The organism is Mesorhizobium sp. M7A.F.Ca.US.010.02.1.1 (assembly GCF_004023085.1).
Classification (GTDB): Bacteria; Pseudomonadota; Alphaproteobacteria; order Rhizobiales; family Rhizobiaceae; genus Mesorhizobium.
In genome coordinates this window covers 31756-52279 of sequence record NZ_RZRV01000031.1, presented here as the reverse complement: position 1 = coordinate 52279, position 20524 = coordinate 31756, and the positions used below count along the sequence as shown (strand labels likewise).

At 64.3% G+C, this 20524-nt stretch carries 15 protein-coding genes; 10 read left to right on the top strand and 5 right to left on the bottom strand.

From position 1 onward, the window contains the following. The first annotated feature begins 4 nt into the window (after positions 1–4). From EOA19_RS25265 to EOA19_RS25250, 4 genes are all read left to right on the top strand, one after another. Positions 5–3856 carry a DUF11 domain-containing protein gene (locus EOA19_RS25265; RefSeq protein WP_128305145.1) on the top strand — a complete coding sequence of 1284 codons (3852 nt, stop codon included), beginning with the start codon at positions 5–7 and terminating at the stop codon, positions 3854–3856. 216 nt (positions 3857–4072) lie between these two features. Further along, positions 4073–4750: a ribulose-phosphate 3-epimerase gene (rpe, locus tag EOA19_RS25260; protein WP_023810869.1), complete on the top strand. Its 678-nt coding sequence runs from the start codon at positions 4073–4075 to the stop codon at positions 4748–4750. Between the two features lie 410 nt (positions 4751–5160). Further along, entirely contained in the window at positions 5161–5901 is a 741-nt protein-coding gene (locus tag EOA19_RS25255; protein ID WP_128305144.1) for a GntR family transcriptional regulator, read from the top strand. Between the two features lie 177 nt (positions 5902–6078). Continuing rightward, positions 6079–7593: a malonyl-CoA synthase gene (locus EOA19_RS25250; protein ID WP_128305143.1), complete on the top strand. Its 1515-nt coding sequence runs from the start codon at positions 6079–6081 to the stop codon at positions 7591–7593. 21 nt (positions 7594–7614) lie between these two features. Here the strand turns inward: EOA19_RS25250 and EOA19_RS25245 are convergent, their stop codons facing one another. The 5 genes from EOA19_RS25245 to EOA19_RS25225 are packed head-to-tail and all read right to left on the bottom strand — an operon-like array spanning position 7615 to position 13599. Next, positions 7615–9654 carry an ABC transporter ATP-binding protein/permease gene (locus EOA19_RS25245; RefSeq protein ID WP_128305142.1) on the bottom strand — a complete coding sequence of 680 codons (2040 nt, stop codon included), beginning with the start codon at positions 9652–9654 and terminating at the stop codon, positions 7615–7617. Positions 9655–9687: 33 nt separating this feature from the next. Next, a complete protein-coding gene (gene nagA, locus EOA19_RS25240; RefSeq protein WP_128305141.1) occupies positions 9688–10893 on the bottom strand; it encodes an N-acetylglucosamine-6-phosphate deacetylase in 1206 nt (401 codons plus the stop codon). Further along, positions 10890–11942 (bottom strand): SIS domain-containing protein, encoded by a 1053-nt coding sequence (locus EOA19_RS25235; RefSeq protein WP_128305140.1) that lies wholly within the window; start codon positions 11940–11942, stop codon positions 10890–10892. The genes nagA and EOA19_RS25235 overlap by 4 nt, the downstream gene beginning before the upstream one ends. Continuing rightward, positions 11939–12721 carry a GntR family transcriptional regulator gene (locus EOA19_RS25230; RefSeq protein ID WP_128305139.1) on the bottom strand — a complete coding sequence of 261 codons (783 nt, stop codon included), beginning with the start codon at positions 12719–12721 and terminating at the stop codon, positions 11939–11941. The genes EOA19_RS25235 and EOA19_RS25230 overlap by 4 nt, the downstream gene beginning before the upstream one ends. After that, positions 12718–13599 (bottom strand): N-acetylglucosamine kinase, encoded by an 882-nt coding sequence (locus tag EOA19_RS25225; RefSeq protein WP_128305138.1) that lies wholly within the window; start codon positions 13597–13599, stop codon positions 12718–12720. The genes EOA19_RS25230 and EOA19_RS25225 overlap by 4 nt, the downstream gene beginning before the upstream one ends. A 198-nt stretch (positions 13600–13797) precedes the next feature. On the opposite strand from EOA19_RS25225, the gene EOA19_RS25220 reads away from it, so the two are divergent. The 6 genes from EOA19_RS25220 to EOA19_RS25190 all read left to right on the top strand — a co-directional run bounded on the left by EOA19_RS25220 (position 13798) and on the right by EOA19_RS25190 (position 20331). Next, positions 13798–14757 (top strand): N-acetylmuramic acid 6-phosphate etherase, encoded by a 960-nt coding sequence (locus EOA19_RS25220; RefSeq protein WP_128305137.1) that lies wholly within the window; start codon positions 13798–13800, stop codon positions 14755–14757. Positions 14758–14759: 2 nt separating this feature from the next. Further along, positions 14760–16019, top strand: coding sequence for an ABC transporter substrate-binding protein (locus EOA19_RS25215; RefSeq protein WP_128305136.1), 1260 nt, complete (start codon positions 14760–14762; stop codon positions 16017–16019). A 247-nt stretch (positions 16020–16266) separates the two neighbouring features. Further along, complete coding sequence (locus tag EOA19_RS25210) at positions 16267–17196, top strand: sugar ABC transporter permease (protein ID WP_128305135.1); 930 nt, start codon at positions 16267–16269, stop codon at positions 17194–17196. Positions 17197–17419: 223 nt separating this feature from the next. Continuing rightward, positions 17420–18259, top strand: a complete 840-nt coding sequence (locus EOA19_RS25200; RefSeq protein ID WP_127380895.1) for a carbohydrate ABC transporter permease — start codon at positions 17420–17422, stop codon at positions 18257–18259. Beyond that, positions 18256–19317 (top strand): Gfo/Idh/MocA family oxidoreductase, encoded by a 1062-nt coding sequence (locus EOA19_RS25195; RefSeq protein WP_128305134.1) that lies wholly within the window; start codon positions 18256–18258, stop codon positions 19315–19317. Before EOA19_RS25200 ends, EOA19_RS25195 begins: the two co-directional genes overlap by 4 nt. 15 nt (positions 19318–19332) lie before the next feature. Then, the gene (locus EOA19_RS25190; RefSeq protein ID WP_128305133.1) at positions 19333–20331 is read left to right on the top strand and encodes an ABC transporter ATP-binding protein; all 999 of its coding nucleotides are present in this window, start codon (positions 19333–19335) and stop codon (positions 20329–20331) included. Positions 20332–20524 lie beyond the last annotated feature (193 nt).

The window sequence follows — 20524 nt, the reverse complement described above, 5'->3', positions numbered from 1 at the left end:
GAAGATGAAAAATCTCGCACTCTCCCCATTCGCAACCAACACTCAAGAAACCATCGTGGAGACGATCATGAAACCCCTGTCATACGCCAGGCGCGGCGCGCGCTGGCTGATGGCGGCCGGTATCGCGGTCGCCATGCTAACCCCGGTGCAAGGCTTTGCGGAAGGCGCTGCCCCGATCACCCCGGAGCTGAAGCTCGATCTCGACAGTTCGCGCGTCATCACTCCGAGGCCCGACCGGGTCGTACCCTTCTTCACCAAGAAAGGCACTCAACGAGGCTGCGACTACGTCGTCTATTCGCTGAGCTTCGGCCTGCGCGGCGATCCGCAGGGCCTTGCCGACCCGAGCCTTGAGGCCAGGCTGAAGAAGGTCCGGGTCGACTTCAAGGACCAGCTTCCGCACGGCCTTGAGATCGTCAACGTCAATGTGTCCGGCGACGGCACGGATTCATCCGGCGGACCACTGCCGGGCGCGACGATCAGCACCTCGGCGGGTCCCAACGATACCGCTGTTGTTTCAGACTTCCGCATCTCCACTTCCGATCTCGACGGCGCCGGCGCTCCCAACGAGCGCGTCATCAACTTCAAGATCACGGCCAAGATCGATGATGCGGCATTTCCCGCGCCGACGATCGTCGACAACCAGGGGATGATCAAGGTGACCGCCGGACCGGGCACCGGGACCATCATCCCGTCGCAGGATCCGAGCAAGCCCGACGACGGCGATTTCAAGACCGGCGTGAAGACCTCGATCAAGATCGACGTCACCAAGTGCAACCCACCGCCGCCACCTCCCGGCAAGGAATGCTTCAAGGTGGAACGCGGCACGGTCGATTGCGTGCCCGGCGGCGGTGCCTTCATCTACCACATGCCGGTCGGCCCGGAGATGGGCGGCAAATGGGTGCAGGTTTCGACGACCACATCAGGCATCACCATCATCCCCGACACGCAACTGGTGCCGGCGGGCGGCGGTGTGCTCAACTGGAAGATCGTCGGCGCATCGCCCGGCGACGTCATCCACCTCATCGTCACCGGCATCGAAACCTATGCCGGTCCGAAGGAAGGCTGGGGCCTGTGCTGCACGCAGACCATCGACATCGTCATCCCGCGTGACCAGAGGTGCCCGCCCAAGGACAAGGAGCCCGACCTCAAGGTTGAGAAACGCGCCGACGTGACGCGTTGCACGATGGGCGGCGGCTGCGACTTCACCATCAGGGTCACCAATGTCGGCACCAGTGCCTACCACGGCAAGATCGTGCTCGACGAGGTGACGCTGCCGGCCGGCTCGACACTCGATTCAGGGCCCAATCCGCCCTGGGTCTGCGTACCCGGCACCACCCCTATGATTTGCACCCATCCGGTGACCACGCTCAATCCGGGGGCCTCCGTCGACCTCAAGCTCGGCTTCAAGCCGGCCGGAGGCTGGCAAGGCAGCGTCTTGCGCAACTGCGCCACCTATAATTACGGCGCCAGCGACAAGCCACTGTTCGGCAGCCAGTCGAACGACCGCGGCTGTGCCTCGATCCCGGTCTGCCGACGTGGCGACCGTGACCGCGACTGCCGGCCGCCGGTCGAAAAGAAGGTCGACCTGATCCTGAAGAAGCGTGCCCGTATCCCGGTCTGCACGGCCGACGGCATCTGCTACTTCGTGATCGACATCATCAACAACGGCAGCGCCACCTACAATGGACCGCTGACGGTCATCGACAATTATCCCGGCGGCGCGCCAGCCTCCTCGACCTTCGGCCCGAGCCCGCCATGGACCTGCGCACCAACCGGCCCCGGGCTGTTCCGCTGCGACAATGCGGGCATCTCGCTGCCTCCGGGCGGCTCGACGCCGATCGTCGTCAAGGCGGTCATGCCGGCCGGCTACCAGTCGGACACTGTCGAGAATTGCGCGACGGTGAAGCCCATCCCCGGTGAAAACGATCTCACCAACAACAAGGCCTGCGCAAAGGAACGCTTCCGTCATCCCAATGGCGGCAAGCCGACCTTGCGCATCGCCAAGGTGTGCAACGGCTCGCTCGCCGGCGCTGCGGTCATCTCTTGCCGCATCACCGTCATCAGCCTTGGCACCGCTGCCCCCACCGGCCCGGTGCGGGTCAACGATGCCGCCACGCTGGTTGCCGGCGGCGCGCCTGTCCAGATCCAGACCGTCACCCCTGACGGTGCGGAATGGGCGTGTGGACCGGTTCCGGCCAACGCGCTGTCGTGCCAGATTCCCGGTGCCGTCATGGTACCTGGAACCAGCCGCCACTTCGACGTGACGGTCTCGGCCAATGGCGCGTTCGAAAACTGCGCGCGCGGCTCCTATGGGCCGGCACCGGGCGACGACGTCGTCTATCCCTTTGGCCAGGCCTGCGCCAAGGGCGGCGGTTCTTCGACCATCCGTGTCGAAAAGACCGGCGACCGTGAATGCAGGCTCGGCCAACCCTGTTCGTTCGAGATCACTATCACCAATGACGGAACGACCCCCTTCTCCGGGCCGGTCCGCATTGGCGATGCGATCGGCGTGGAGGGTCTCGGCAGGCTGGAAGGCGTTGAGATCACGTCGATCGATCCGCCCTTTGGCTGTTCGCCGGAACCGGCAACCTTGCCTGCGTCCTGCATTGCCAACCTGACGCTCGGCGCCGGCGAAAGCCAGGTGCACCATGTCACCGTGGTCATTCCCGACGACGGTCGCCTGGCCAATCTGCAGGGCAATGTCAGCGGCCAGAACTGCGTCGGCGTGCTCTCTCCCGAGACACGGGTGCAAGGCGGTGGCGAGGTGCTCGGCGGCGATCAGACCAATGTGCAGGGCGATCGTGGCAAGGCCTATGCCTGCCATCCCTTCACCATTAGCCAGGAGACGAAGAAGGAATGCTCGCAAGGCTTCGTCATGAACGATGCCGGCCGCTGCGTTTGCCCGGAAGGCACTACCTACCGCAACGGCCAGTGCTCGCCGGGCGGTGGTATCGTGCCGAAGCCGGAACAGCCGAAGCGCTGTGTGCTGCTCGAAGGCCAGATCCGCACCGAGGACGGACGTTGCGTCTGCCCACGCGGAACCGGGCTCGAGAACGGCAGATGTGTCAGGACCGACAAGCCCGAGCAGTGCACCATCCGTGGCCAGGTCCACAATGCGGATGGCGATTGTGTCTGCCCCAGGGGAACCGAGATCAGGGGCAATGCCTGCCGCCCGATCCAGCCAAAGCCTGAGCAGTGCACGATCCGTGGTCAGGTTCACGACGCCGATGGAGACTGCGTCTGCCCGAGAGGGACCGAGGTGCGCAATGGTGCCTGCCGCCCGATCCAGCCGAAGCCTGAGCAGTGCATCATCCGTGGTCAGATCCACGACGCGGATGGCGATTGTGCCTGCCCAAGGGGTACCGAGGTCAGAAACGGCGCCTGCCGTCCGATCCGGCCAAAGCCTGAGCAGTGCACCATCCGTGGTCAGGTCCACGACGCCAACGGCATTTGTGTCTGCCCGAGGGGTACCGAGGTGCGGGGCAATGCCTGCCGGCGCAAGCAGCCGACGCAGGAGCAATGCGACATACGCGGCCAGGTCCACAACAAGCGCGGCGAGTGTGTCTGCCCGCGTGGGACGCAGGTGATCAACGGCGCATGCCGCAAGCCCAGACAGGAGGTGGAATGCGCACCGGGCTCGCAGATGATCAATGGCCAATGCCAGCCGATCATCAGGCGGCGCTGCCCGGAAGGCACGATCGGGCGCTATCCGAACTGCCGGCCCGTCCGCGGACAACCGTCGCTGGAGCTCAACCCCGGCCTGCTGCTGCAGCAGGTATTGCCACGGCGCAGGCCGCAGGTCGAACAGCAACAGGATCCGGTTCCAGACAGAATCCTGAAACTCCAGCAGCAATAACCACTGCTCGACACGAGACCAGAAACCCGCCGGAGCAATTCGGCGGGTTTTTCTTCGTAGCTGTGGGGGCAAGCGGGAATTGGCCGCACGTGATCGGGGATGCTGGCACGTCAGCCTGCGCGGTGCCCGCGCCTGCACCCTCGACAAGTCGGCTGTGGCACATTAGGCAGTCGATAGGGTGGCCGAACGAGAAGGACACTCGGAAAGGCCGCACCCATGAGCAGAAAGACCCTGATTGCACCATCGGTGCTGGCGTCGGATTTTTCCAAACTCGGCGATGAGGTCGAAGCGGTGGCGGCGGCAGGCGCCGACTGGATCCATCTCGATGTGATGGACGGGCATTTCGTGCCCAACATCACCTTTGGCCCGCCGGTGATCAAGGCGATCCGCAACCGCACCAAGGCCTTCTTCGACTGCCATCTGATGATTGCCCCGGCCGACCCCTATCTGGCCGCTTTCGCCGAGGCCGGCTGCGACGGTTTGACCGTCCATGCCGAGGCCGGCCCGCATCTCGACCGCTCGCTGCAGACCATCAGGAACCTTGGCAAGAAGGCCGGTGTGTCGCTCAATCCGGCGACGCCGGAAAGCGTGGTCGAATACGTGCTCGACCGGCTCGACCTGATCCTGATCATGACCGTCAATCCGGGCTTCGGCGGCCAGGCCTTCATCCCGGCGGTCGTCGACAAGGTGAAGCGGGTCAAGGCCCTGATCGGCGGCCGGCCGATCCGCATCGAGATCGACGGCGGTGTTTCAGCCGAGACCGCGCCGCTGGTCACCGCTGCCGGCGCCGACGTGCTGGTGGCGGGCGCCGCCATCTTCAAAGGCGGCAGCGTCGAGGCTTATCGTCAGAACATCCAGGCGATCAGGACGGCAGCCGACAACGCAGCCGGCTGACCAGCGGTGTTCCCGCGGTCGGCCCGACATGCCGGCTAAGGTTCTGGTCCCGGGCGGGGCTTGTGAAAATCTGATGCGCAACGGCATCGGGCTGAGCGGTTGCCTGATTCGGTCTCAAGGTCCGCCGGCCTATGCCCAAAGCAGACAGTTGATCTCGCGCGCATACAAAAGAACAGAAAGACAGATTCTCCTGCGTGCATACAAAACATGTTAAGTTTCCACAGGTTGTGAAAATGCGCGGAATTACAGCATTGAGCTCCGGAATGCCGCATATTCCTTCGTGCTAAAGTACAATAGCGTGATCTTCTGCTTGAGCAGGCGAATGCTCGCGCTGTATGGTACAAGTACGAGACGGCGAATGCTTTCAGACTCGAATCGCCCAGGCCAAGTCTTGGGGACAAGGAGTCGCTATGACATACGGAGCTGCCAATCTGAACGACGACGCTGCGGGACCGAAGAGCACGCTTGCGAGTACGGTCTATCAGCAATTGCGGGACGATCTTCTCGGCGGTGTCCTTGAAACCGAGAGCAAACTGCGGGTCGAATGGGTTGTCTCCAAATATGGGGCCGGCGCCTCACCTGTCCGCGAGGCTCTCAATCGCCTCGCCTCGGAAGGACTTCTCGGCCGGCACGACCAGCGCGGCTTCTTCATCATGCCGGTCAGTGCGCCGGAACTCGAAGAGCTGACGCGCACCCGCTGCTGGCTCGAGGAGCGGGCGCTTCGCGAATCCATCGTCCACCGCACCGCCGAATGGGAAGAACAACTCGTGCTGGCGCTGCATCGCCTGGGCCGTGCGTCACGTTTTTCGCCGCAGAACCTCGTCTCGCTCAATCCCGATTGGGAGAGGCTGCATCGCATCTTTCACAGGGTGCTGATTTCGGCCTGCCGGTCGCAATGGCTGGTGGGGTTTTGCGACCAGCTCTCCGATCACGCCTATCGCTACCGGCAAATGGCCAATGATGGCGAAGGCGTCCAGCGCGACGATTTCGGCGAGCATCGCCTGATCGCCGAATGTGCCCTGGACGGCAATGCCGACGGTGCCGTCGAGGCACTGCTCAACCACTACCGGTTGACTGCCGCCATGTGCATGAAGCGCTTCGAGCAGGACGACGAAACGAAGGAACTCGCCGGCAAACGCGCTCGGCGATAGCAGTCGTTTCCTGGCGGGTCTCTTGCGCTCGTTTCTTGCGCTCAGCCTGCGTGGAGAGCGGCTGGCGTGAACCGCTGTCGGCGGGCTTGACGGCGCGGCCAAGAACCGCGAACTCTCGCCGCCGGGGCATGCCGCGACAGGCGCATGCTCAGCGCCGTAGCACCCCAGGAAGTCTTCATGAGCAATCATCTGTTCGATGCGTTCCGGTCCCGGATGCCGGCGCCAGCGCGCTTGCTGATGGAGACCGATGATGGCCGCTTGCTCACCTATGGCGATATGCTGGCCCGCTCGGCGCAGCTTGCGCATGCGCTCTTGCAACTGGATGTCGAGCCCGGTGACCGCATTGCCGTGCAGGTCGAGAAGAGCCCGGAAGCGATTATGCTCTATCTCGCCTGCCTGCGAGCCGGCGCCGTCTTCCTGCCGCTCAACACCGCCTACACATTGGCCGAGCTGGAGTATTTCTTCGGCGACGCGGAACCACGCCTGGTCGTCTGCGACCCGGCAAGAGCGGCCGACATCGGCGCGCTGGCGGAAAAGACGGGCGCCATCACCGTCACGCTCGGCCGCGACGGCCGGGGATCGCTGACCGACCAGGCCTCGCGGCTGCCGACGGATTTTCATGACGTGGCGCGCGGGTCGGATGACCTCGCGGCAATCCTCTACACGTCGGGAACCACCGGCCGTTCGAAAGGCGCCATGCTCAGCCACGAGAACCTTGCTTCGAACGCGCGCGTGCTGGTCGAGCACTGGCGTTTCACTGGAGACGACGTGCTGATCCACGCATTGCCGATCTTCCACACGCACGGCCTGTTCGTCGCCACCAACGTCGTCCTGATGGCCGGCGCCTCGATGCTGTTCGAGCAGAAGTTCGATCCGGCCCGCATCGTCTCGCTGCTGCCGCGTGCCACGGCCCTGATGGGTGTGCCGACCTTCTACGTACGCCTGCTGCAGCAGGATGGACTGGACCGTGAGGCGGCGAAAAACATCCGCGTGTTCATTTCCGGTTCGGCGCCGCTGCTGGCAGAGACGCACAAGGCCTGGCGCGAGCGCACCGGCCACGCGATCCTCGAACGCTACGGCATGACCGAGACCAACATGAACACCTCGAACCCCTATGAGGGCGAGCGGCGCGCCGGTACGGTCGGGTTCCCCTTGCCCGGCGTCACGCTTCGCATCGCCGATCCCGACAGCGGCGCAGCACTTGCGCAGGGTGAGGTCGGCATGATCGAGGTCAAAGGCCCCAACGTCTTCGGCGGCTATTGGCGCATGCCGGAGAAGACCAAGGCGGAATTCCGCGCCGACGGTTTTTTCATCACCGGCGATCTCGGTATGGTCGACGCCGACGGCTACGTCCACATTGTCGGCCGCGGCAAGGACCTGATCATATCGGGCGGCTACAACATCTATCCGAAGGAACTCGAAAGCGAGATCGACGCCCTCGATGGGGTTAGCGAAAGCGCCGTCATCGGCGTTGCCCATCCGGATTTCGGCGAGGGCGTCACCGCTGTCGTCGTGCGGGCGCCGTCATCGCGGATCACCGGTGCCGAAATTCTCGGCGCCATCGCCGGACGGGTGGCGAAATACAAGCACCCGAAACGGGTGATCTTCGTCGATGAGCTGCCGCGCAACACCATGGGCAAGGTACAGAAGAACCTGCTGCGCGATACCTACAAGGACATATACGCATCATAGTTGCGCTGGGGCAGGGGCGCCTTACTCCTTGCGCGGCCTTTCGGCCCGACTGCCGGAACCCCACAAGGCGCGCTTCAGCAGGTTGCGCTTGCGTGGGGCGAGATTGATGTCGCTGACAAGCTTGGCGCCGCCCTCGCGCCGTTCGAGGGTGATCTTGCGGCTGTGGAAGGCTTCCAGCTCGGCCCGGTGCGCCACGCTGATGATGGTGACATCAGGCAATTCGCGGATCACCGTCGCCATCATGGTGTCCTGGCTCTTCTCGTCGAGCGCCGAGGTTGCTTCATCCAGCACGACGATATCGGGGCGGTGCAGCAGCAGGCGCGCGAAGGCGAGGCGCTGCTTTTCGCCGCCCGACAGCGTCTGGTCCCATGGCGCTTCTTCCTTGATCCTTTCGGCAAGATAGGCAAGGCCGACCTTGTCGAGGGCGGCCTTGATCTGTTTGATCGTCCACTTGTCCGCCGCCGCGGGATAGGCGACCGCGCGGCGAAGCGTGCCCGAGGGGATGTAGGGGCGTTGCGGCAGCATGAACAGTCGCCTGTCGGCGTGGAAATTGACGCTGCCGCCGCCCCATGGCCACAGGCCAGCAACGGCCCGCACCAGCGTCGACTTGCCCGAGCCGGATTCGCCAGCCACCAGCACGCGCTCACCCGGTTCGATCGCAACCTCGGTTTCCTTGACCACGGAGGTGCCGTCGTCGAGCGTGACGGAGAGATCGTCGAGGCTGAGCATCGCACCGTCTTCGGTTTTGCCGTGCTGGATGCGTCCGAGCGCGTCGCTCTGCTCCGCACGCTCGAGCCCGTCGAGCGACATCATCAGCGAGGCGATGCGCCGCGCCGAGGCGTTCCAGTCGGCAAGACGCGGGTAGTTGTCGACCAGCCATCCGAACGCGCCTTGCACGATGCCAAAGGCAGACGCTGCCTGCATCACCTCGCCAAGCGTCATCGAGCCCTCGAGGAATTTTGGCGCGCACAGCAGGATCGGCACGACCGGCGCAAACAGGCTCGATCCCTGCGACACCGCCGCCGTGCGCATGTGCTGGCCCGTCAGCAGCGCCCATTGCCTGAGCACATGGCCGAAATTCCTGTCGATGCCGCTGCGCTCCTCCTCCTCGCCGCCCAGCAAGGCGATGCTCTCGCCGTTTTCGCGCACGCGCGTCAGCGTGTAGCGCAATTCGGCTTCCGCCTGGTTCTTCTGCTCGGAGAGCCGGACGAAATGGCGGCCGATGACCACCATCGAGGTCGAGGTGATGGCGGCATAGATCATCGCGGTGATAACTAGGAAGCCGGGAATGGTAATGCTCTCGCTGCCGATCGGCAGGGTGAGCGCGCCGCCGATGGTCCACAGCACGACGATGAAGGTCGAGGCCGACAGGAACGCGTTGAGGACGCCGGCGATGAAATCGACCGGCGACTCGGTGGCGATGCGCAAATCCTCGGTCATGCGGGCCTCGGGGTTCTGGTGGTCGCCGCCGACGAGGTTCAATTGGTAGTAGCGACCGCTTGCCAGCCAGCGCGCAATGACCGCGGTGGTCAGCCAGGAACGCCAGCGGCGCTGGATCGTCATGCGCAGGTAAACCTGCGCGACGACAAGGCTGCCGCTGCAGATCACCAGCGGTACGAATAGCGCGCTGAGGAAGTAGACGCTGCGGGCGTTGCGCTGCTCGAGCGCATCGAACATCGAGCGGTTCCAGACATTGATGCCATACTGGAAGCCGATATTGATGCAGATTAGAAGCAACACCCCGATCGTGAACGGCCAGGCGAGCCGGTCGCCGCGCCGGCTCCAGTAACCGCGCGCGCTGATCCAGAAACGCCGCAGCAGATATTTCTTGCGCGCCTGCTCGGCCTCTTCGAGCGTCAGTTGCGGATCGGGCTCGACAGCCTCCGGTGGCGGTCCCGGCTGGCCGTCGACCTCGGGGGCAGCTTCGGCGGCCGACGGCTTTTTTTCGCGCAGCTCCTCGTGGCGTGGCGTCTGGTCACGCGGCGCTTGCTGTCGCGGCTTCAAGGCATCGCGCGGTTTGATGCCGTCGGCCTGTTTCAATTTGGGTTTCGCCTCGGACATACGCTCCGACAACGACCTCAAAATCAAAAGGTTTCATGACGTCAGCCGACTTGAACCTGAAATCAACGCAGTGGCGGAACCGGCCGCAAAAACCTTTTCGCCGCCGATCCAGACGCCCTTCGTGTCGAGATCGTCCGACAGCGCGACCATGTCCGCGGCCGTGCCGTTGGCGAATCGGCCCAGCCGGTGCGACTGGCCGATTGCTTGCGCCGGATAGAGCGAGGCCATGCGCAAGGCCTCGGAAAGCTCGACCCCGACGACGCGGTGGATGAAACGAACGGCCGAGATCATATCGAGATCGGCGCCCGCCAGTGTACCGTCGGCAAGCCGCAGGCTGCCGTCCCTGCGGTAGATGGTGCGGCCGTTCAGCGTGAACGAGGTCATGTCGGTGCCGATCGTCGCCATGGCGTCGCTGACAAGCACGATCTTGCCGGGACTTTGCTTGGCGCGCAGCGCGATCTTGATGGTGGCGGGATCGACATGGATGCCGTCGGCGATGAGACCGGCCGACAACGCGCCGATGTCGATGGCCGCGCCCACCAGCCCGGGCTCGCGATTGCCGATCTGGCTCATCGCGTTGAACAGATGGGTGACCATCGAGGCGCCGGCCTCGGCAAAGGTACTGGCGGTGGCGTAGCCGGTGTCGGAATGGCCAAGGCTGACGACGATGCCGGCCTTGGCGAGTGCCGAGACACGCGCCGGTTCGACGGATTCCGGCGCTATGGTGGTGAGCAGCACCGGCAGCTTTTGCCGCGCCGCGATCAGCATCGCCTGGTCGGCGTCCGTCATCGGCCGGATCAGCGCCGGATCATGCGCGCCCTTGCGCGCGATCGACAGATGCGGGCCTTCGAGATGCAGGCCGAGGAAGCCCGGCACCTTCCGCAGCGCCGCTGCTTCGCCGGCGGCGACAGCGGCGGCAGTGATGCCGGGCGTGTCGGTGATCAGCGTCGGCAGCAGCGCCGTCGTGCCGAAAGGCGCGTGCGCGCGGCAGATGGTCTCGATCGAAGCGACATCGGGGTGGTCATTGAGCATGACGCCGCCACCGCCATTGACCTGCAGGTCGACGAAGCCCGGCGCCAGCACGCCGCCGCCGGTGTCGACGACGCGGATATCCGAGGCGATGGCGCCGGCGGGCAAAATGGCCTCGACGAGACCGTCGCGCACGACAAGTGCGTGGCCTTCATGCCAGTCGTCCCCATCGAAAATCCGGGCGCCAGTCAGGGCAAAGCGATCGCTCATACTGTCTCCGTCACCTTGCGAAGATTGCGCGGCGTGTCCGGGTCGAGACCGCGATGGCGGGCAAAGGCCTCGACGAACATGTAGAAGGAGACGATCAGCGTCAGCGGATCGGTCAGGGGATGGCCGGTAGCGACATGCGGCAGGCGCACGGCGCGCTGGGCTAGTGCGGAGGTGACGAACACCGGCGCGCCCTTGGCCGCCAGGCTGTCGGCGGCCTCGGCAATGGACGGTTCGGACGCATCGCGCGCGGCCAGCGCCAGCACCGGAAAGTCGGGGCCGATCAGCGCCAGCGGGCCATGCATGACTTCGGCCGCACTATAGGCCTCGGCATGCATGCCGCAGGTTTCCTTGAATTTCAGCGCCGCCTCATTGGCCATCGCCGCCGACGGTCCGCGGCCGAGGATGAACAGCGATTTCTGCTTCTCGATTGTCTCAGACAGCACGCTCATCCAGTCGCAGGCGATCGCCTTGCCGAAATGCTCCGGCAGGCGGGCAAGTGCGGCCAACAGCGCATCGTCACCGGTGGCGTGCGCCATCAGAGCGAGGCCGGCGACGGCCGAATTGATGAAGGTCTTGGTTGCCGCCACGCTGCGCTCGGGGCCGGCCAGTATGTCGATGGCATAGTCCGAGGCACGCGCCAGCGGCGAATCGGCGGTGTTGGTGATGGCGACGGTCAGCGCGCCGCCGGCACGCGCGGTTTCGGCCATGGCGACGATGTCGGGGCTCTTGCCCGACTGCGAGATCGCCAGGCAGGCCGAGCCGGCGAGCCTGAGCTTTCGGCCATAGATCGAGGCGATGGACGGTCCGACCGACGCCACGGCGAGGCCGGCGGTAAGCTCGACGGCATACTTCATGAAAGTGGCGGCATGGTCGGACGAGCCGCGCGCCACGGTGACGACAAACTGCGGGTCGCGTTCGCGGATGCCGCGCCCGGCCTCGGTCAGCATGGTGCCTGAGCCATCGAGCAGACGGGCGACGGCTTGCGGGATCTCCTCGATCTCGCGCCGCATATGGGTCACATCGGTCGACTTGGTTGGCTCTTTACTCATGGTCGGCCCTCTTCGCTCGGCCCTGTCAGCCGCAGTTCGGCGACGAAATCATAGGCGTCGCCCCGGTATATAGAGCGGGTGAATTCGATCACCTTGCCGCTCGCCAGATAAGAAATGCGTTCGATGTGCAGGCCGGCGATGCCTGGCGGCACTTCGAGCAGACGCGCATCGCTGTCGCCGAGATTGGCGGCGGAGATGCGCTGCACAGCCCGCACCGGCCGGTTGCCGGTCAATTCCAGCGCCGCATAGAGCGAGGAGCCTATATCAGCCGGGTCGGGCAATACTCTCGCCGACAGCGAGGCGCGTTCGATCGCCAGCGGCGTGTCATTGGCAATGCGCAGGCGCGCCACGCGCGCCACCAGTTCGCTCGACGACAGGCCGAGCACCATCATCTCGTCGGGCGAAGGTGCGTAAAGGCCGCGGTCGAGCCATGCCGAACGCACAGCCATGCCGCGCCGCGCCATGTCCTCAGTGAACGAGGTCAGCCGCGACAGCGACTGTTCGACACGCTCCATGCGCGGCGCCACGAAGGTGCCGGAGCCGTGGCGCTGCACCAGGATGCCGCCCTTGACTAGGTCCTGCACCGCCTTGCGCACGGTAACCCGCGAAATATCGGCCTTGGTGGCGATGTCGCGCTCGGAAGGCAGCGCGTCGCCCGGCCCGATCAGGCCGCGATTGACCGCGTCCTCGATGCTCTTGCGAAGCTGCAGATAAAGCGGCGCGCCGCTTTGCGCCTGATGTTTGAGCGTGGCGAAGATCTGGTCGGCGGCCTCGCTCATCGAGTTGCCTCCGCGTGTCCGGCGAAAAGGCGAACCGCCATCTGCACCGCGCCGCCCAGCGCGTCGTCGAGCGGCGGCTTCAGCAGCGCCCGATAGCGGGCAGACAGCCGCGGCGCGTAGAGCGGCGCCAGCCCGCCGAGCAGGCACAGCGGCGCGTCGTCGGCAAGGTCGAGCGCGCCGAGCGAGGCTTCGACGTCGGCGACCACCCTGTCGAGGATCCAGTTGGCGACGCTGTCGCCCTTTTCGGCATGCTCGAACACCTTGGGTGCGAAGCCGCCGAAGTCGCCCGGCTTGGCATTGGTGGTGAATTCGACGACGTCCTCCGGGTTGTTGCGGAAGACGGCCAGCATGCTCTGCGTCAGCGGCGAACCGGCGCGAACGCCGTCATAGGCAAGCAGTGTCTGTTCGAGCAGGTCGCGGCCGATACGGGCGCCGCTGCCCTGGTCGCCAACCTGGAAGCCCCAGCCGCCGATGGCGCGCGATTTGCCTTGTCTGCGCGCCATATAGGCGGTGCCGGTGCCGAGGATCGCCATGGCGCCGTCACCGGAGCCGACGGCGCCTTCCAGTGCGATCTCGGCGTCGGTCTCGACGCGGCTGATGCTGAACGGCAGGATCGCTTCGAGCTGCTGCCGGTAGGTGCCGACATTGGCGCCGGCAAGGCCGAGAATTGCGGGTGTTCGCGGGATCAATTCCGCATCCTGCCCGGCGGCGAGGAACGCCTGCCGCGCGGCCTCGACGATGTTCAAGCGGGCGCCGGTCAGGTCGGTGCGGATGTTGGCGGCGCCGCTTTTGGCGCGGCCGATCACCATGCCGTCCGCCGTTGCCAGGGCGGCCCTGCAGCTGGTGCCGCCGCCATCGATTCCGAGCACGAAATTCACGTGATTTCTCCTCCGGGCGGATAATACCAATAAAATACCAATAGCCAAGGGTTAATTTCCGTTTCAAAAAGATTAAGCCGTATTTTATTGAAAAATCTGCGTATTTCGTCGGCTCAGCGATTTCCGACCAGCGAATTCGTTAATGCATGTGGACAAGTGGTATTTTTTTGGTATTGTTCTGGTATTGGAGGAACCGGGATGGCCGAAACGCGCACCGAAGCGCTTCACAAAAATGCCGAGGGGCTGGATATCCAGGCCCCGGACACCGTCCTTTCCTATTTGGCCGACGCGCAGATCGAAGCCGCCAAGGTCGTGCGCCATGCCATTCCATCCATTGCCAGGGCCGCCGAGATCATTGCCGGCAGGCTGAAGAGCGGCGGCAAGCTCGCCTACGCCGCTGCCGGCAGCTCAGGCCTGATGGCACTGGCCGATGCGCTGGAGCTTCCGGGCACCTTCGGCATTCATCGTGACCGCATTGCCATCCTGATCGCCGGCGGCGACGACGCCTTCCGCACATTGGCCGGCGGGCCGGAAGACGATGCCGAGGAGGCCGCGGCAGCGGTCGCCAAGGCGGGCCTCGGCAAGGGCGACTGCCTGATCGCCATTTCCGCCAGTGGCACGACGCCTTATGCGGTGCGGGCCATCGAGGAAGCGGCGCGCCGCGGCGCTGCCACCATCGGTATCGCCAACAACAGGGACTCTGCGCTGCTGCGCCAGGCACAAACCGCCATCCTGCTCGAAACGCCGCCGGAGCTGATCGCGGGCTCCACGCGCATGGGCGCCGGCACCGCCCAGAAGATCGCGCTCAACATGCTGTCGACGCTGACCGCAATCCATCTCGGCCATGTGCATGACGGCTACATGGTCAATCTCATGGCCGACAACATCAAGCTGCGCGACCGCGCGGCGCGCATCGTCGCCGCCGTCAGCGGGCGCGACACGGACGAGGCGGCCCGCCTGCTCGAGAAGAGCGGCGGCGCGGTCAAGACCGCCATTCTGCTCGCCGCCGGCGCCGACAGCACTGACGCGGCGCAGAAGATACTGGAAGAGGCCGGCCAGAAGCTGCGGCCGGCCCTTTCCGCGATAGAGGGGAGCAAAGGGCGCACTGCCTCCGTTCTCATCAAAACCGAACCTGAAAAAGGTCAACAGGGAGACTGAGCATGACAACGAAACTACTGACGGCACTGCTTTTGGGCACCAGCATTCTCGGCTCGGCCGGGGTTGCTTCTGCCGCAGACGTAACGCTCAACATCGAAAGCTGGCGCGGTGACGACCTTGCCATCTGGAAGGACAAGCTGATCCCGGCCTTCGAAGCCAAGAACCCGGGCATCAAGGTGGTGTTCGCGCCGTCGGCTCCGACCGAATATGACGCGGCGCTGGGCGCCAAGCTCGCCGCCGGTTCGGCGGGCGACCTGATCACCTGCCGCCCATTCGACAAGTCGCTCGAGCTGTTCAAGAAGGGCAACCTTGCCGACCTCTCGGCGCTGCCCGGCATGGAGAACTTCTCACCCGTCGCCAAATCCGCCTGGCAGACCGACGACGGCAAGGCGAGCTTCTGCGTGCCGATGGCCTCGGTCATCCACGGCTTCATCTACAACAAGGACGCCTTCGACAAGCTCGGCATCAAGGTGCCGGAGACCCGCGACGAGTTCTTCGCCGCGCTCGACAAGATCAAGGCCGACGGCACCTACATCCCGATGGCGATGGGCACCAAGGATCTCTGGGAAGCCGCGACCATGGGCTACCAGAACATCGGCCCCAACTACTGGAAGGGCGAGGACGGCCGCGCGGCGCTGATCAAGGGCGAGCAAAAGCTGACCGACAAGGACTGGGTCGCGCCGTATGAGGAACTGGCCAAGTGGAAGCCTTATCTCGGCGACGGCTTCGAGGCGCAGACCTATCCGGATAGTCAGAACCTGTTCACGCTCGGCCGCGCCGCCATCTACCCGGCCGGCTCGTGGGAAATCGGCCTGTTCAACACCCAGGCGCAGTTCAAGATGGGCGCCTTCCCGCCGCCGGTCGAGAAGGCCGGCGACACCTGCTACATCTCCGACCATACCGATATCGGCATGGGCCTGAATGCGGCTTCGAAGAACGCCGATGCGGCCAAGACCTTCCTGTCCTGGGTCGCTTCGCCGGATTTCGCCACCATCTACGCCAACGCGCTGCCGGGCTTCTTCAGCCTGAACTCCGCGCCGGTGAAGATGGCAGACCCGCTGGCGCAGGAATTCGTCTCCTGGCGCGGCAAGTGCAAGCCGACGATCCGTTCGACCTACCAGATCCTGTCGCGCGGCACGCCGAACCTCGAGAACGAGACCTGGGTCGAATCGGCCAACGTCATCAACGGCACCGATACGCCGGAAGCTGCCGCCAAGAAGCTGCAGACCGGCCTCGACAGCTGGTACAAGCCGGCGAAGTAGAGCTCAGGCAACGGAGCCGGCCGGGCGCACGCCTGGCCGGTTCCGGACCACCTCCTTCACAGTGCACCTATTCAGATTGCGATTGTCGGCACCGCCTCCCGGCCTTACCCTCACTGTTGTGGGGAAGGCTAGCTGATCAGTCGCAGGCCTTGTTCTTGCCGCATCCGGTAAGGATGTCAGGGCCGTGCATCGAGGCATCATCTAGATCGATACCCTTTGGAACCGAGAGACGGCGGGGACCGAACTCATGGCCGCAGATATCAGACCGAAAAGACCGTTCCGCTGGCACATCGGCATCTTCTTGGCGCCGGCCGTGCTTGTCTACACGGCGATCATGATCCTGCCGCTCGCCGGCACGCTGCAGCTGTCGCTGTTCCGCAACATCGAGCAGCACCAGGTCTTCGTTGGGCTGCAAAACTTCCGCACCCTGTTCGGCGACCCCAACTGGTCGGTGGGTTTCTGGAACGCGCTCAGGAACAACACCTGGTTCTTCATCATCCACATGATCGTGCAAAACCCGATCGGCGTCATGCTGGCGGCGCTTCTGTCCAGCCCGAAACTCAGATTCGCGGCCTTCTACCGCACCGCGATCTTCGTTCCGACCATCCTGTCCTTCGTCATCGTCGGTTTCGCCTGGAAGCTGATCCTGTCCCCGTTGTGGGGCGTGGCGCCGCATCTGATGGATCTCGTCGGCCTCAAAAGCCTGTTCACGCCGTGGCTCGGCAAGGAGCAATATGCACTGACCGCACTCAGCCTGATCTCGGTGTGGCAGTTCGTCGGCATCCCGATGATGCTGATCTATGCCGCCCTGCTGTCGATCCCCGAAGAGGTGATCGAGGCCGCCGAATGCGACGGCATTACCGGCCTTTCACAGTTCTGGAAGATCAAGCTGCCGCTGATCCTGCCGTCGATCGGCATTATCTCGATCCTCACCTTCGTCGGCAATTTCAACGCCTTCGACCTGATCTACACCGCGCAAGGCGCGCTCGCCGGGCCGAACTATTCGACCGACATTCTCGGCACCTTCCTCTACCGCGCCTTCTTCGGCTTCCAGCTGCAGACCGGCGACCCCAATATGGGCGCGGCGATTGCCACGATGATGTTCCTGATCATCCTCGGCGGCGTCTGCGTCTACCTCTTCCTCGTCCAGACGCGCCTGCGTCGCTACCAGTTCTGAGGGGCGAGATGTCGAGCTTGAACACCCCCCTCTGGCCTGCCGGCCATCTCCCCCGCAAGGGGGGAGATTGGCAGCGTTGGCCTTGCCGGCCATCTTGCTGCGTTGGTGATTGGCGAAAGCAGTCGCGACATCCGATCTCCCCCCTTGCGGGGGAGATGTCCGGCAGGACAGAGGGGGGTGCCTTGGCGCCATTCCTTGGAAGTGTGCGTCAGGAGACCTCCCAATGAGCACCGCCACCCGTTCCGTGCCCCGCACCATCGGCGCCCACGCGATCCTGTTGACCTACACGGCGATCGCGCTGTTTCCGGTGATCCTCGTCATCATGAACTCGTTCAAGTCGCGCGCGGGCATCTTCGGCGCGCCGCTGACGCCGCCGACGCCCAAAACCTTCGACCTGATCGGCTACACGACGGTGATCGGCCAGGGCGACTTCATCCACTATTTCCAGAACAGCCTCGTCGTCACCGTGGCCTCGCTGTTCTTCGTGCTGTTGTTCGGCGCCATGGCGGCGTTCGCGCTGTCGGAATACCGCTTCCGTGGCAACTCGCTGATGGGGCTCTATCTGGCGCTCGGCATCATGATCCCGATCCGGCTGGGCACCGTCGCCATCCTGCAATTGATGGTGGCGAGCGGGCTGGTCAACACGCTGACGGCGCTGATCCTGGTCTACACCGCGCAGGGCCTGCCGCTTGCCGTCTTCATCCTGTCGGAATTCATGAAGCAGGTGTCCGACGATCTGAAGAATGCCGGCCGCATTGACGGCCTGTCGGAATACACCATCTTCTTCCGGCTGGTGCTGCCGCTGGTGCGGCCCTCCATGGCGACCGTCGCCGTCTTCACCATGATCCCGATCTGGAACGACCTGTGGTTCCCGCTGATCCTGGCGCCGTCGGAAGAAACCAAGACGGTGACGCTCGGCGCGCAACTGTTCCTCGGCCAGTTCGTCACCAACTGGAACGCCATCCTGGCCGCGCTGTCGCTGGCGATCATGCCGGTGCTGATCCTCTACGTCATCTTCTCGCGGCAGCTGATCCGCGGCATCACCTCGGGAGCCGTCAAGTGAGTTCTGAAACACCCCTGCGCGTTGTTGTCGCCGGCCTCGGCAATATGGGCCGCAGCCATGCGCTGGCCTATCACAGCAATCCCGGTTTCCAGATCGCAGCACTCATCAACCGCTCCGACGTGCCGCTGCCGGAAGGGCTGTCCGGCTACGGCATCAGGCGCTCCTTCGACGAGGTGCTGCGCGACGAAAAGCCAGACGTCGCCTGCATCGCCACCTATTCCGACAGCCATGCCGATTATGCGGTGAAGGCATTCGAAGCCGGCTGCCATGTTTTCGTCGAAAAGCCGCTGGCAACAACCGTGGCTGACGCCAAGCGCGTCGTAGCGGCGGCCAAGGCCAATGGCAAGAAACTGGTGATCGGCTACATCCTGCGCCATCACCCATCCTGGATCAGGCTGATCGCCGAAGCGCGCAAGCTTGGCGGCCCCTACGTCTTCCGCATGAACCTCAACCAGCAATCCTCGGGCCATACCTGGGAGACGCACAAGCAGTTGATGCAGACGACGTCGCCGATCGTCGATTGCGGCGTGCACTATCTCGACGTCATGCTGCAGATCACCGACGCCAAACCGGTCGAGGTGCGTGGCATGGGCGTGCGGCTGACCGACGAGGTCGCGCCCTCGATGTACAATTACGGCCACCTGCAGGTGCTATTCGATGACGGGTCGGTCGGCTGGTACGAGGCCGGCTGGGGGCCGATGATTTCGGAAACCGCCTTCTTCGTGAAGGACGTCATCTCGCCCAATGGCTGCGTGTCGATCGTCATGAAGGAAGGTGTGAAGTCGGATGACATCGACACCCACACCAAGACCTCGACCATCCGCCTGCACAGTGCTGCGACGGGCGCGGACGGCAAATTCACCAAGACCGACGAAATGCTGTCGATGGCAGGCGAGCCCGGCCACCAGGACCTCTGCGACCTCGAACAGGCCTTTGTACTGAAGGCGATCCGTGAGGATCTGGATCTGACCAAACACATGGACGACGCGGTCAAATCGCTCGCCGTCTGCCTTGCAGCCGACGAGAGCGTGCGCAGTGGCGCCGCCGTCAAACTCTAGAACAGGGACGAAACCGTGGGCTCGCTGAACATCGAGAATGTGAAGAAGGCCTTCGGGCCGGTCGAGGTGCTGAAGGGCATCAACCTCGAAGTGAATGATGGCGAGTTCGTCGTTTTCGTCGGCCCGTCCGGCTGCGGCAAGTCGACCTTGCTCAGGGTCATCGCCGGACTGGAGGATTCGACCTCGGGCCGTGTGGTGATCGACGGTGCGGATGTCTCGGCCACGCCGCCGGCCAAGCGCGGCATCGCCATGGTGTTCCAGACCTATGCGCTCTACCCGCATCTGACGGTGAAGAACAATATGGGGCTCGGCCTCAAGCAGGCCGGCACGCCGGCGGCCGAGATCGAGCGGCGCATCGGCATCGCCTCGTCGATGCTGTCGCTGGAGCCCTATCTCGGGAGGCGGCCAGCCGAGCTGTCCGGCGGCCAACGCCAGCGCGTCGCCATCGGCCGCGCCGTGGTGCGCGAACCCAAGCTCTTTCTCTTCGACGAGCCGCTGTCGAATCTTGATGCCGCGTTGCGCGTCAACACGCGGCTGGAGATCGCACAGCTGCACCGCCGGCTGAAGGCGACGATGATCTACGTCACCCACGACCAGGTCGAGGCGATGACGCTGGCCGACAAGATTGTCGTGCTCAATGCCGGCCGGATCGAGCAGATCGGCGGGCCGATGGAGCTCTACAATTCGCCGGCAAATGAGTTTGTCGCCGGGTTCATCGGCTCACCGAAAATGAATTTCGTCGACGGCGCCAGGCTTGGCGAAACCGCCAAGACCATCGGCGTGCGGCCGGAACATTTGACCGTCGATCCGAAGTCAGGCGCCTGGAAGGGAACGGTGGTGCACGCCGAGCATCTCGGCGCCGACACCAACCTCTATCTCGACTGCGAGAAGGCCGGGCTGATCACCGTGCGGATCTTTGGTGTTTATGATGCCGAGCCGGGTGCCACGCTGTATGCGACGCCGGATCCGGCGAAGACGTATCGGTTTGGCGCTGATGGGAAGGTGTTGAAGTAGCTTGACACCCTCTTCCTTTCCCCTCCCTCCGGAGGGGGGAGAGGTGGCGCCGCGAAGCGGCGACGGAGTGGGGGAAGACCTGGACCCAAGCCAAAACCGCCATAGGATAGGGACTGACGTGTCAGTACAGTCGCTTCGACAGACGAGCGGATCGAGCCCCCACTCCGTCGAGCTTCGCTCGCCACCTCTCCCC